Raw genomic sequence first — 14,537 nt, 5'->3', positions numbered from 1 at the left:
TGGCTCTACCGATGGGGAGATGTATTTATTCCCAAAGCCTTGATGATGTGAGGGAAGAGTAGAAGCAGATTTCGAGCACGCTATCAACTTCCTTTACGTAAGGCATCATATGGAACGCATTGCATATTTAGGACTCGGTATCATGGGACGTGGCATGGCAACTAACTTACTCAAAGCTGGTTATCAAGTCACGGCTTGGAATCGCAGCCCAGAAGCTTGTAGGCCTCTAGTGGAAAAAGGTGCAGTACTAGCACAAACACCTGCACAAGCCGTTAACAATGCTGAAGTCATCATGTACTCACTGGCAGATGATAAGGCGGTAGAAGAGGTTGTTTTTGGGCAAGATGGCATTTTATCAAATGTGCGATCGCCACAAATCGCCATTGATATGAGTACGGTTCATCCCGACACATCCCGACGCGAAGCCGCAGCTTATGCCCAAAAGCAAGTGGAATTTCTCGATGCTCCCGTTTTTGGTAGTAAAAACGAAGCCGCAGCTGGAGGATTGTGGATTGTTGTAGGTGGGAAGCAGAACGTATTTGAGCAAGTCAAACCAATTTTGGCACCGTTAAGCGAAACGATCCATTACCTTGGAGACACGGGCAAAGGAGCTGCGATGAAACTCATCGGTAACTCGATTGTGGCAACCCAAATTGAAGCATTAGGAGAAGCGATGATTCTGGCGGCTAAAGCCGGACTAAATCCACAAGACGTTCTCGATGTTCTGCATGTAGTAGATTTTCGCTCTCCGATTTTTGACGGCATGGGTAAGACACTACTTGAGCGCGATTTTACGCCAAATTTTGCATTAAAACACATGCTCAAAGATGCCAATTTAATTGCTCGTTTTGCCCAAGATTTGAATTCGCCAACGCCTGCTGCCGCCCTTGTACGGGAAACGCTCAAAGCGGCTGTCAATCAAGGATGGGGAGAAGAAAACGCCTCGGCTTTGATCAAAGCGCTGGAATTAGAAGCGGGAGTAACCGTTGAATTATAAAGCTTAATTGTGACCTTGGTAACATCAAAAATGAGAGACCCTACTACAAAATCTCTCTTAAGACAAAGCCTCAAACAGTTAAGCTTACCTAGAATAGAAGAGTTTACACTCATTAGCTCAACGCACCTATATCAATATAGATAGATCGCAATTAAACCTGAGATTACAGGTTTGTCTACCTAAAAGCATTGTTGAGCGCGCTTTAGAATTTACAAACAACTTTCAGTAGACCCAATTACCGCTAATTAACATTGTATTGGCTAAATCATCCTGTGGAGATAATCATGGCTGACTTATCAAATTTACGAGTTGCAGTCTTAGCAACTGATGGGTTTGAAGAAACTGAACTCACAGAACCTGTACAAGCACTCCAAGAAGCTGGTGCAAGGGTAGAAATTATCTCGACGAAATCTGGGCAAATCCAAGCGTTCCGGCATCACGATAAAGGAACAACCGTGAATGTTGATCGCGGTATTGATGAAGCTCAAGCTAGCGAATACGATGCGGTATTGTTGCCTGGTGGCGCACTCAACGCAGATACGCTAAGAATGGGGCCAAAAGTGCAATTATTCCTACAGCAAATGCAACAAGCAGGTAAGCCATTCGCTGCCATTTGCCACGCGCCTTGGGAATTGATATCTGCTAACTTGGTACGAGGCCGCACTTTAACTAGTTACTACACTATTCAAGATGACATTCGTAACGCAGGCGGTAACTGGATAGATCGAGAAGTTGTAGTAGATGGGAATTGGGTAACGAGTCGTCAACCAGATGATATCCCAGCATTTAACCAGGAAATGTTGAATCTATTTGCACAGTTCACACCAACAGCATCAGGCTCACGTTAATTGTGAGTTGTGATTTTAATTCATCAACATCTGCATTAGCGGATCGCACGCAACTGTGCGATCGCTAAATTTTTTATTCGGAATCGCTGTAATTCAAGACTGTAAGCTACAGCTTTATCAAAGGAGAACATTGATTATGGTCAACCATACAATACTGTCTGCCAGTTTGGTAGCGATCGCCTTATCTCTAGCGACTGGTTGTTCATCAACTGCTCAACAAGACCAAAATACATCTCAAGCTCCATCTGCGACAATTCAGCCTGTGCAAACAGCTGAAAGTCCTTCGCCAACTCCGTCAGCGCAACCTACCCTCAGTTCTGCCGATAGGCAGTTTGTCACTGAAGCTGCTCAAGGTGGTTTAGCAGAAGTCCAACTAGGACAACTAGCATCACAACGTGGAGCTAGCAATGCAGTAAAACAGTTTGGACAGCGTATGGTTCAAGATCATAGCCAAGCAAACAATCAACTTCAACAGTTAGCGACTCAGAAAGGTATGACGCTGCCCACTGGTATCGGCAATGAAAATGAGAAAGTCAGGCAACAGTTATCCAAGCTTTCTGGTACTAGCTTTGATCGCCAATACATGAATCACATGGTTCAAGATCATGTCAAGGATGTGTCCTTATATCAACGCCAAGCTCAGCAAGGGCAAAATCCAGACCTCAAAGCATTTGCGGCGCAAACGCTGCCAATCCTGCAACAACATCTGCAACAGGCTCGCTCTATTGCAAATCCCACGACTTCAACTAGTACTCCATCTCCAAGCAGTACTCGATAAGTTAAAAGTATTTTACTTCTACAGAGGTTGAGTATTTCTTAACCCCAACATAGCAGTAAGATTGGAGATACGTTCGTGACTTACCTATTCAGCTAAATACCTAGTTTACCGAACTCACTAAATCTTCATGTACTTGAAGTGTAGTTCATTTTTTACAAGAATTGTAGTGGGAATACTAAAGTAAATTGGGTTGAGCAAGGTAGTTACCTATGAGTCAAAAATCTCCTATCTCCAAGACTTGTGCTTGTCGCAAAGTTGCACGCTGCCGGACTGGGGAAGCAGGCAGACTCTTTCTTTGGTTTCCCGTTCCACATACTCTAAAGAAAGTAACTTCCTATCTACAGCAGTTCGCAATTGTATATGAATTGATGCAGGAGCGGCCAGGTTTGAGTTTGGATTGTAGACCCGGACAAGCCCAAGAAATTGCCCGTAACCTAGCCCAACTACTTGCACCAAGAGAACTAAAAGAGACACAAGTCCTTTTTATTCGCGGCGCTATCCAACCTCAACTCCAAGATTTTAGTGATATCGCTTCATTGCAACGCTTCATTAAATATAACCAGTCGGACTGGCTGGTTGATATGCTGGCAACGGAACGATTTACTAGTTACTTCCAACCCATAGTCTCAATTAAAGATACATCCCAAATTTATGGATATGAATCGTTATTGCGGGGACTGGATGAACAAGGCAATTTATTGCCTCCAGGACCAATCCTAGAGTTAGCCACCGAAGCCGGACTCCTGCCACAACTCGACCGCGTTGCTCGCCTGAGCACGATCGCTCAATATAACCACCATCAAATAAGTGGGCACATCTTCATCAATTTTTCCCCAACGGCGCTTTATGACCCAGTTTCTTGCTTGCGGAGTACAGTAGAAGCCATCGATCAAGCAGGCATTTCCCATGAGCGAGTTGTCTTTGAAGTTGTGGAGTCAGATAATCCTCAAGATTTAGCCCACCTCAAAGCTGTACTCCAATTCTACCGAGATGCTGGGTTTTTAGTGGCCCTTGATGACCTTGGTTCTGGTTATTCTGGACTAAATTTGCTGCATAAGTTGCGTCCAGACTTTATTAAATTGGACATGGAGTTAATTCGAGATGTGCATCAAGACCTGTACAAAGCTTCAATTACCGAGAAACTTCTCGAAATTGCTCAAAAGTTAAATATCCAAACCGTTGCAGAAGGAATTGAATGCATAGAGGAACTGAACTGGCTGCGAGAACGCGGCGCAACTTTTGCTCAAGGCTATTTGATTGCCAAACCCAGTGCAGTACCTGCTACTGCTACGCCTAACTTTGATACAAGCATAGTAACTGTAGCATTGGCAAATTGCCAGGAGCTTAAGCAGCAGGTTCAACACCAAAGCGAGTCCGAGCGAATCGTCGCTACTGTAACGCAACACATCCGACAATCTTTGGAGTTAGACGAGATTTTGCAAACCACAGCGAACGAAGTGCGACAACTGTTTCAGGTAGACCGAGTGGTAATCTATCAGTTTCAACCAGACTGGAGTGGGCTAGTCGCTGTCGAATCATTAGCAGAAGGATGTATGTCTATTCTGGGATTTCAGGTGATGGACACGTGCTTTCAATCTACCCATGCAGCTTATTACCAACAAGGTAATACAAGAGCAATCGCAGACATTGAAACCGAAGGACTATCATCTTGCCATGTAGAGCTATTACGGAGGTTGCAAATCCGGGCAAATCTGATTGTGCCCATCTTACAGCAAGAGCGTTTGTGGGGGCTATTGATTGCTCACCAATGCAGTAATACCAGACAATGGCAACAATCGGAAATTAACTTGTTTAATCAGCTAGCAAGTCAAGCTGCGATCGCTATTCAGCAATCGGAACTTTATCACCAATTACAACAAGCAAACCAGGAATTACAGCGTCTTGCTGCTTCGGATGGTCTGACTCAAGTTGCAAATCGACGCTGCTTTGATGATACGCTCAACGCAGAGTGGCAACGGTTAGCACGAGAGCAAGCCTCCTTATCTTTGATTTTGTGTGATGTCGATTGCTTTAAGCTTTACAACGATACTCATGGACATATAGCAGGAGATGATGCACTCAGACACGTGGCTAAAGCAATTTCTCAAACAGTGAAACGCCCGGCTGACTTAGTTGCTCGCTATGGTGGGGAAGAGTTTGCAGTTATTTTGCCGAATACTGATGCCAAAGGAGCCATTGCAGTTGCTCAAGAAATCCAAAGTAATATTAGTGCATTACAACTGCCTCATCCCAATTCTCTAGCCAGTAAATTCATCACCCTTAGTCTGGGGGTGGCAACTATCATTCCTCATAGTCAATCATCTGCTGCTAGCTTAATTGCTGCTGCCGACCAAGGACTCTACCAGGCGAAAGCACAAGGGAGAAATTGTGTTGTACAGATGGACTAAACAACCATAGGGCAGATGAAACAGAACTGCGATCGCCGCTACAAATAAAAACTGTTTAACAACTCAGCCCTAACTCAGGCAATCAAACGATGGCGATATGTGAAGCGATCTTTGGTATCTTAATCATTTTTATCGTGGCGTTTGATGTGTTTCAAGCGGTTGTCGTTCCGCGGCGATCGCCCCGCACTATTAGAATTTCATCGCTGCTGATCAGATTATGCTGGTCGCCGTGGCGAAGATTGAGTTTGTCTGCTGGTAAAAAGCTGCGGGAGTATTTACTAGGAATCTTTGCGCCGCTGTCGTTGATGCTGCTGCTGGCAGTTTGGGTGATGGCGTTGATTTTTGGGTACGGACTGATTTTATATGCCTTGCAAGACTCTATTCAACCTAAGATTCAAGATTTTGGCAATGCCCTTTATGTGGCGGGAACTTCGCTATTCACCCTTGGATTTGGCGATTTTGTGCCAGTGGGAATTGCGCGGTTGGTGATGCTAGCAGCAGCTGGATCGGGATTGGCAGTGATGTCGCTGGTAATCAGCTTTTTATTCTCGCTTTATAGCTCCTTCCAGTCTCGGGAGATAGTTGTCGATTTGATTGAGGCCCGGGCTGGAAGTCCGCCATCAGGGGTGATGTTGCTGGAAACTTATGCTCGGTTAAAGATTCTCGACCAATTACCCCATGATATAGGCAATTGGGAAGCATGGGCAGCCGAAATTTTAGAAAGTCATCGCGCTTATCCCATTCTCTCGTTCTTTCGCTCGACGTCGGCAGATGATTCTTGGATTGGTACCCTCGGTGCTATGCTCGATGCTTGCACACTGCTGCTCACCACCGTTAAAAACGAGCATTGTGGTCGAGCCTATTTGATGCACCGAATGGGCTGTCGGATTTTGCTCGATCTGCATCGCTTATTTCAACTTCCCCCCGCAGACATACTAGAAGTCGATCGCGAACAATTTGAGCAGTCACGGGTTAGCTTAGCGCAGATGGGTTTTGTGCTAGAGGATGCGGAATCAGCGTGGCTGGGGTTTGTAGATATGCATTCGGCTTACAGCAGTTTACTCAATACCTTAGTTCAATACTTTGCTACGACACCGCCGAGTTGGTTTCATCATGCTGTTCCTGCACCGCATCCGCTGGTTCGGCGACTCGATCAAAAAACTGTCTCGCGATCGCCATCCTCTAAAATTTCTCGTAGCAAATCGCGACGACCATTTTCTTGATATCCTACACAAGATTGAGCCAAGCTAACACAGCAGTAGCTACACGCAACAAGTTGTAAAAAAATGACTGGAAATTTATCAGATTGCTGAATAATCAATTTCATCAGCGATCACTTTGCTTTGAAAGCGCAAAAGCGATCGCGAATTTAAAACTGTTTAAATTCTAAAAACATCAATATGAAACAATTACAGGTGAACTTGTTGCTAGTGCCAATCTTTGTGGTACTTACTGTCAACGCTACAGCTAACTCTGCATTGGCGGGTGGATTTGCTCTCAATGAACAGAGTGTCAAGGCTCTGGGAAATGGCTTTGCTGGTAGTGCAGCTAGCGCTGAGGATGCTAGTACGATTTTTGCAAATCCTGCTGGGTTAACTCGCTTAGAAGACAATTCTGTAGTTGGAGCTACTTTTGTCATTTCCCCAACAATCCAGTTTCAAAACCAAGGTTCTCGCGTAGTAACAGGTGCGCCATTAACAGGTGGTAATGGTGGCGAAGCTGGTGTGGATGTTGTGATCCCAAACATTTATGCTGCTTGGAGTGTCTCCGATCGCGTCAAGCTAGGCCTGGGAATTAACGTTCCTTTTGGACTAATTACTAAATATGACAATAACTGGGTTGGGCGTTACCAGGCAGTTGAATCTAAACTCAGCACCTATAATATTAATCCCACTATTGCCGCTAAGGTAACTGATAACTTTTCTGTAGGCGCAGGTCTGAATATCCAGTATGCTGAAGCTACACTCTCGAATGCGATCGACTTTGGTTTGATTGGGCGGAGTGTTGGTTTACCTACCTTACCTCAACAGGCAGACGGCTTTGTGAAAGTCACTGGTTCCGACTGGAGTGTCGGCTATAACTTGGGGGTAATGTATGAACCGAGCAAAAGTACGCGCATTGGTTTAAGTTACCGTTCTCCCATTACTCAAGATATCCGGGGTAATGCGGATTTCAGCGTCCCAGAAAATCTCAGAATCCTTACAGCTAGGGGACAGTTTACAGATACAGGAGCCAGCGCTGTTGTCAAACTACCTGATACACTCTCACTTGCGATTTACCAAGAACTTAGCCCCCAAGTATCAGTTGTTGGCGATGTTACCTGGACACAATGGAGTCGCTTCCAAGAACTGCGAGTCAAGTTTGACAACCCTGCTCAAGCAGACAGCGTACAACCAGAAAATTGGAACGATACTTACCGCGTCGGTGTGGGGGTAAACTACGCAGTCAATGACAAATTAACCCTGCGAACTGGTGTTACTTACGATCCTAGCCCGATTAGCGATCAATATAATACTCCGCGACTACCTGGTGGCGATCGCACTTTGATTGGATTTGGTGCTAGTTACAAGCCTTCCAAATCTTTCAATGTAGACATTGGTTATAGCCATGTGTTCTCTGACGATAGCTTGATTAACCAATCAAGCACTACAGCAGGTACACTCACAGGGAAATTTGCCAGCGAAGTGGATATTATTGGTTTGCAAGTAAATTGGCAGTTTTAGGTAATTGCAAATAATTACACCTCAGTAGGGGCACAACAATTTTGTGCCCTTGGTAATTTAAAGATATATTCCATGCAAAGCAAATGACATGACTGATGTCGTAGTTGGCTTAGATTTGGGTACAGGAGGAGTAAGAGCGATCGCAGTTGACCTGCAAGGGCAAATTATCGCTCAGACTACGAGAAGCTATCCCCTGTTAACTCCACACCCCGGTTGGACGGAACAGAATTCAGCGGATTGGGTGGAAGCAAGTTTAGATGCACTATCTGATGTTGCTCACCAGCTAGATGGACACCAAGCCATCGCCCTTGGCTTATCTGGGCAAATGCATGGTATGGTTCCGCTTGATGCTGAAGGGAAAGCAATTAGACCAGCAATTTTGTGGAATGACCAACGTACAGGTAAAGCTGTTGAAGCAATTGAAGCCGCTATTCCCCGTCAGGAGTTGATTCAGCGCACGGGAAATCCTGCTATTACTGGATTTCAACTGCCGAAGCTTGTATGGTTGCGAACTGAAGAACCCGATGCTTATGCTCAGTTGTGGCAGATTCTTTTACCAAAAGATTATCTGGGATATGTGCTAACTGGTGAATCATTCACAGAACCATCTGATGCGTCTGGTATTGGGTGTTTGAACTTGGCAACTCGCCAATGGGACACAGATATTCTTGATACTCTCAATATTAATCCTGCATTTTTTCCCCCAGTAGTTGAGTCTACCGCGATCGCCGGACGATTGAAATCAGAAATTGCCACCCGTGTGGAACTCCCAGCCGGATTACCTGTGATTGCAGGCGGAGGCGACAATGCAGCAGCAGCGATTGGTTTGGGTATCTCATCAAGCAACCTTAATCGAGGTAGTTTGAGTATAGGCACATCAGGAGTTATCTTTGCACCATGCGATCGCCCAATTCCCGATCCCCAAGGACGAGTGCATTTATTTTGCCATGTCGATGGCGGCTATCATCTGTTGGGAGTGACGCTAGCAGCAGGTGGATCTCTGCGTTGGTATCGAGATACATTTGCACCGCAGATATCCTACACCGAATTGATGGATATGGCAGAGCGATCGCTTCCTGGTGCGCGTGGTGTTCTATTTCTACCTCACCTCGCAGGCGAACGCAGTCCCCACCTCGATCCAGATACTCGCGGTGCTTTCGTTAATCTGTCATTAGCTCATACTCAAGCAGATATAACTCGTGCTGTGCTGGAAGGTGTGGCATTTAGCTTGCGGGAAGCCTTGGAGGTAATTAGTGGAATTGCTCCCGTGCATCAACTCTTGGCAACAGGCGGAGGCGCACGATCTAAAATTTGGTTACAAATTTTGGCAGATATTTTGCAAACAGAACTGATTGCACCCAAAGCCGAAGAAGGAGCCGCTTACGGAGCAGCTATTCTAGCAATGGTGGGGGTTGGTGCATATCCTAATTTAGAAGCTGCATTTAAGATACTGGCACAGGACAGCAGTGTGGTACAGCCGCAAGCAAATTCTGTGTACGAAGCAGGGTTTGAGCGATATAAATTATTGTACGAAGCCCTGAAAGCGGTTCGTTGAGATGAAGTGCAGTTTACCGCGTTTTAGGAACGAGCGATCGCTTAAGTTGGATTGTAGGCGATTGCCTACTTGGTTAATGCCATCAAATCACTAATGTAATCCCTACTCTCAACAGGTTTAAGAATTTTGTTTAGGTATGAGATTTGACAATTGATCGAAACGTAAGACTGATTCGTTCTCCAACACCAGGTGCTTTGGGGATCGCGTGCAACCAGTCTGACTGAATCTGCTTCGGCATATACAAGAGAGCGCCATTTTTCAGATGAAATGAAAACTTAATTGAGCTATCTAGTTTGCTGCGAAAAACGATCCTTCGTTCAGCACCTAAGGATACAATCGCCACTCCAGTTCCTTCGCTCAACTCTTCACTTGAGTCTGAGTGGAAGCCCATTGACGATAACCCATCCTGGTAGTAATTGAGGAGACAGTTATTTGGGTAGAAATGAAGCTCTTCGTAAATCTGTTCACATATCGGGAGAAGTTCAGCAAGCATTTCAACCTGGGGATAGATCATACCTGAGTAGTCATAGGAAACGCCAAAGCTAGCCGTCTTTCTTGCCCGTAAACGCTCGTCCCACTCAACCTTATCCCGCAAAAGAGCAAAGAGCATTTCAGGATGGGTGACAAAGGAGTCTGCTATATGGATATGCGGCGCTGAATTTATGTAGGACATAACTTTTATAAACCAACCTAACAATATGCTCTTTCAAGTATTCACCATTTTATTCAACAGCAGAGTTAACCCTTAAATTGCCGTGAACTATCGCATAACCATACGGCGATCGCAGATAGTTTGAATTTTAGATTTTGGCGATCGCTACGTGTATTTCAAAAATCAAGTATGAATTCCATAACATAACTTAATGATTCCTTGGTTGGTGAGGGCATTACCTTTACTAACCATGCCATCACAGTATTTGATGCCAGTTTTGCCGAAATGAGATAATGTAGTGATGTAGATTATTCTTGTACTACATTAGAGAGGAAGAATCATGACTGAATTGCTAGCCGTCCGGGTTCCCTTCAAAAAAACCAACACAAGGCGCAGAGATTTTCGTTCAGTCCTTCATTTACAGGAATGATACTCGAATTTACAGACACTAGAGAAACTCATCTACAAAAGTGTCCGCCTCTGTGCGCCTTGTTCATAACAAGCAACACACATCGAGGAAACATCAATGAATTTGGATTTTTTAGGCTGGAGTGACTTTTTTACTCACAGTTTTGCACCCTATAGCCAACAAGGTTTTAGCGTTGGTAGGATTGCTATTGAATACAGAAATACTTACATCGTTTATAGCGAACAGGGCGAACTAACAGCAGAAGTTACAGGTAAACTGCGACATCAAGCTACTCAAGGGCAAGACTTTCCCGCTGTTGGAGACTGGGTGATTATTCAGGCGCGAGAGTCAGAAGGACGCGCTACCATTCACGGAATTTTGCCGAGAAAAAGCAAGTTTTCCCGAAAAACCGTTGGTAGTAAAACCGAAGAACAAATTGTTGCAGCTAACATTGACACTGTATTCTTGGTTTGTGGACTTGATGGCGACTTTAACCCTAGAAGAATTGAACGCTATCTAATTCTGGCTTGGGAAAGTGGTGCAAATCCAGTCATAGTTTTAAATAAAGCCGACCTGTGCAACTCTTTAGAAGAGAGTGTCTCAGAAGTTGAAGCCGTTGCCCTGGGAGTACCAATTCTAGTATTGAGTGCCACCAATCATCAAGGGCTGGATGCCTTGAAATCATACCTCCAACCAGGACAAACAGTTGCTTTATTAGGGTCTTCTGGTGTGGGTAAATCTACCATCACCAACCAACTCAAAGGTGCATCAGTGCAAGCTGTGCAACCAGTGCGTCGAGGTGACGACCGAGGTAGACACACGACTACAAATCGAGAATTGATATTACTGTCGACAGGCAGCTTAATTATCGATACCCCAGGAATGCGAGAAATTCAACTTTGGGCAGGTGATGAAAGTTTGCAAGGAACCTTTGCAGACATCGAAACCTTAGCCGCAGAATGCCGTTTTCGTAATTGCCAACACAACAACGAACCCGGTTGTGCAGTGCAACAAGCATTACTTGAGGGAGAACTTGATTTTTCAAGATTTCTCAGCTACCAAAAATTGCAAAAAGAACTTAACTATCTTGTCCGCAAACAAGACAAACGGGAGGAATTAGCCCAAAAAGAACGCTGGAAGAAAATCCATAAGGCTATGCGAAATCATCACAAGGGTTGATGACGTTGGGATAAATAACTGATTTTTTTATGGGGCGGGAATATCACCCGTCCTTTTAAAGACTATGTGTGGCTAGGCAAACTAATAATAATGATTTCGATAGATATAACATCCAAAGCGATTATCTAAAAATTACCTGATCCTAAACCACACCTCACCGGATTTAGCCTAAAACCTCACTGTCTAATCGTAGTTCGACCCAAACAGCGATCGCAGCTAGTTTCAATTTTAGATTTTCGCGATCGCTTTCTGTAAAAATATCTACTGTCTACGATGGGCTACGCCTACGCGCTTGCCTTACGCAGACTGGCATAATCTAATAGTTTTGCGATCGCTTAAGTTGAGTTATAGGCGATCGCTCAATCTTCCTTAAGGCTTAATGTTGTAACGTTGATGACCAAAGTTCGTTGGTGAGTGCAACCATCGCTGTATATGCCAAGCTTTTTTTATGCGATGCCTAGGTTGGACTATGCCTACACATTTTGTCAGAGATAGAGCGATCACAGTTTACAAGATTTTTTGCATATTTGAATCACATATCGTAGGGGCACGGCACCAGTAAAATTTATTGTATAAACCGAAATATTATTGATGCCGTGCCCCTACCATGTACCGCATCCCAGTCGAGCTATAGATGAAGGCAACAAAGCTGATTAAAATTATTGCTAAATCAATAGTAACGAGTAAAGAAAACTCTAATAATCTTTTGACTTTTAACTTCCGCGAAGGGGTTGCCTGGTATCGGATTTATGAAAAGTTGATTACTGCGTGTGAAGAGAGCCTGTAATAAATTTTTGAAAGCTTTAAATTTTACACTTTATTAGTCTTGATGCGATATAAGACCCAGCCACCCAACCCCTTACCACACGGATAAGCCTATCTCCTCTGGCTGGGAGGTGTCCTCTAGGAGCAGAGCTATCAAAAGTGACTTGACTGTAGCTAATCCATTTGCTTTTCGCTCTCCATCCAACGCGATCGCCAAATTTATTCCAGGCTTCTTCGTAATACTTACCGTCTAGCTGACCACCAACGCTTAAGTAAATTTCCTTTTGAACGCTGAAGCCAAAACGTCCATTGCTATATTTTACCCATAGGCGGTCAATTGTGCGGAGGTCGGTACAGGGAAAGTTTAACAGTTCTTCATCCCTAATCCAGTCACCTTTGTCTCGTCCTACGACTTGAAGCATTACTAGATAAGTTTCATCATCAGCGTCTTTCCAATTCTGTGCTGCTAGCAAGTTGCGCAGTTTAGTATAGTCTACGCCTTTTTCTGAACTGAGATCATCCTCGGTTTTAGGTGCTTCTGAGGTAGTCTTCTTTGCCACCTCTTCCTCCCCTCCTTGCTTGCTCTGATGGGTTGAGGGTGGGATCACTCCTGCCTCAATACTCACAATATCCTCATCTCTGAGTTGCAAAAGTTGCTGTAACCGCTTTAATTCTTCTCGTGTATGCTGACTTAGAGTACCTTCATCCTCAACCGCCTCAATTAGCGCTTCTTCGTATTCCTTGAGATTTTCTTGATACTTGCGATAAGGTTCCAAAACTTCGGTTTCAATTTGGCTTGCTACCTGAACTGACAAACCAAGTTGAGTCTGCCGACGCTTGAGAATGCGGCGACCTGTAACCGAAACTTTACCATCTCTTACACATCGCTCTACTTCCTTACGGTACTCCAATTGAGGATTGTCTACAGGAGCTTTCGCTAGCTTAATTTTAAAGCCTTCCCTAACAGCATAAATTTCTGGCTTCATCGCCGGGGCTGCTTCTTGCACCTTTTTTCGGGCATATTCATGCAGTTCATCTACAGAAATCATGCCATCGTTATCAGTGTCAGCTGCACCTTTCTCAATTCCTTCGACAATGTAGCGAGTGTAAACTGATAGGTCTGCCCCTTCTTGTTCAAAAGAATACTGGGTAGAGGTAGAAGAAGTTAGTACTGCCCGTCCTTCTCCTCCCAGTTGGTTTTTAATATCTACGCTGTTATCATCTTTCGCCTTCATTCCTTCGGCAAAAGCACCGCTAAAGCAACAGTCAAGAATAATTACCTGTCGCCGAGAACGGCTTTTTTCCATCATTTCATGTATCAGGCTGGCAGCAGTGGCGGTAGTTTGAATGAGTTCGCCTTTTGGATGCTTACGTGTTTGGTTAGTTGCTAAATATAGTCTGCCACTATCATCTTTAATCCCATGTCCAGAAAAATACAACAGCACTAGGTCATCTTTTTGACAATTAGAAAACAGACTTTCAATTGCTTCTTCCATTTTCTGGCGTGGGGGATTTTCCAGCACTGTAACATCAGCAACGGCAAAATCACCCATTTCTGAGTGCTGTAAGACTCGCTGCATTGCTTTTACATCTTGCACAGCCCCAGGTAAAGCATTTAACCCAGGTTGGTACTCACTAATTCCAATCAGCAATGCTAGCTTTGCCATCTACCTATCTACACCTTTGTAATTTCTTGTATTGCATTCACTGCTGCTTCTAATTCTTTGCGACTGCTGGCTTTAACCTTGACTTTCTTGCTTTCTCCGCTTTCTTTGGTTAATTCTAGTTCTATTTCAATCGGCTTGTTACCTAAGCGATCGCTAAGAAAACCCCAAACTTGCTTGACACTTTCCGATTTCATAATAGCCATCACTTGACCGACAACATAGCCTGTAATTGACTTGCTTCCCACTGGTGCGTTGAGTTCAGCTACTCGGTTAACTTCTTCTACCTCATCAAGTTCTTTCATTTAAGTCAGAAGTCTTTCGGCTTCTTCGTCTTTTTCTTCTTCATCTAAGTCTTGGTCAATAAAACTGATTGTAAGTTTAATGTCTGCCATAGTGGGTATTTGGCGATTTTGAATACCAGAATTTAAGATAATGTATTACTGAGGCTTAAGCTCAGTTTACTGTAAATAAATCAAGAGCAAGGTTGATAATTACGTAAATTGCGAGTTTTCATCAAGAATTTAGCCTGGGAAAAGGCTAGCTCTAAGTTAAAAAA

At 44.2% G+C, this 14,537-nt stretch carries 11 protein-coding genes; 8 read left to right on the top strand and 3 right to left on the bottom strand.

Annotated features, from left to right (window positions below; translation table 11 throughout):
* Positions 1-109: 109 nt before the first annotated feature.
* The 7 genes from BV375_RS32020 to xylB all read left to right on the top strand — a co-directional run bounded on the left by BV375_RS32020 (position 110) and on the right by xylB (position 9,309).
* Positions 110-997: an NAD(P)-dependent oxidoreductase gene (locus BV375_RS32020; RefSeq protein WP_086768054.1), complete on the top strand. Its 888-nt coding sequence runs from the start codon at positions 110-112 to the stop codon at positions 995-997.
* Between the two features lie 284 nt (positions 998-1,281).
* On the top strand, positions 1,282-1,845 hold the full coding sequence (locus BV375_RS32015) for a type 1 glutamine amidotransferase domain-containing protein (protein WP_086768051.1): 564 nt from the start codon (positions 1,282-1,284) through the stop codon (positions 1,843-1,845).
* A gap of 136 nt (positions 1,846-1,981) precedes the next feature.
* Entirely contained in the window at positions 1,982-2,623 is a 642-nt protein-coding gene (locus BV375_RS32010; protein ID WP_086768048.1) for a DUF4142 domain-containing protein, read from the top strand.
* Between the two features lie 209 nt (positions 2,624-2,832).
* Positions 2,833-5,031: an EAL domain-containing protein gene (locus tag BV375_RS32005; RefSeq protein ID WP_086768046.1), complete on the top strand. Its 2,199-nt coding sequence runs from the start codon at positions 2,833-2,835 to the stop codon at positions 5,029-5,031.
* 89 nt (positions 5,032-5,120) lie between these two features.
* Positions 5,121-6,254, top strand: a complete 1,134-nt coding sequence (locus BV375_RS32000) for a potassium channel family protein (protein ID WP_086768044.1) — start codon at positions 5,121-5,123, stop codon at positions 6,252-6,254.
* A gap of 177 nt (positions 6,255-6,431) precedes the next feature.
* On the top strand, positions 6,432-7,754 hold the full coding sequence (locus tag BV375_RS31995) for an outer membrane protein transport protein (RefSeq protein WP_086768041.1): 1,323 nt from the start codon (positions 6,432-6,434) through the stop codon (positions 7,752-7,754).
* 88 nt (positions 7,755-7,842) lie between these two features.
* Complete coding sequence (gene xylB, locus BV375_RS31990; protein WP_086768039.1) at positions 7,843-9,309, top strand: xylulokinase; 1,467 nt, start codon at positions 7,843-7,845, stop codon at positions 9,307-9,309.
* A 130-nt stretch (positions 9,310-9,439) separates the two neighbouring features.
* On the opposite strand, the gene BV375_RS31985 is transcribed toward xylB, so the two are convergent.
* Positions 9,440-9,982 (bottom strand): alpha-ketoglutarate-dependent dioxygenase AlkB, encoded by a 543-nt coding sequence (locus BV375_RS31985; RefSeq protein ID WP_086768037.1) that lies wholly within the window; start codon positions 9,980-9,982, stop codon positions 9,440-9,442.
* 505 nt (positions 9,983-10,487) lie between these two features.
* On the opposite strand from BV375_RS31985, the gene rsgA reads away from it, so the two are divergent.
* Entirely contained in the window at positions 10,488-11,549 is a 1,062-nt protein-coding gene (rsgA, locus tag BV375_RS31980; protein WP_086768035.1) for a ribosome small subunit-dependent GTPase A, read from the top strand.
* Positions 11,550-12,352: 803 nt separating this feature from the next.
* On the opposite strand, the gene BV375_RS39060 is transcribed toward rsgA, so the two are convergent.
* Positions 12,353-13,981 (bottom strand): GUN4 domain-containing protein, encoded by a 1,629-nt coding sequence (locus BV375_RS39060; protein WP_086768033.1) that lies wholly within the window; start codon positions 13,979-13,981, stop codon positions 12,353-12,355.
* An 8-nt stretch (positions 13,982-13,989) separates the two neighbouring features.
* A complete protein-coding gene (locus BV375_RS31970; protein ID WP_086768029.1) occupies positions 13,990-14,283 on the bottom strand; it encodes a hypothetical protein in 294 nt (97 codons plus the stop codon).
* Positions 14,284-14,537 lie beyond the last annotated feature (254 nt).

The sequence above is a fragment of the Nostoc sp. 106C genome, assembly GCF_002154725.1.
Lineage (GTDB): Bacteria > Cyanobacteriota > Cyanobacteriia > Cyanobacteriales > Nostocaceae > Aulosira.
Note: the sequence above shows the minus strand (reverse complement) of the source record. Positions and strands in the feature narration are given on the sequence as shown.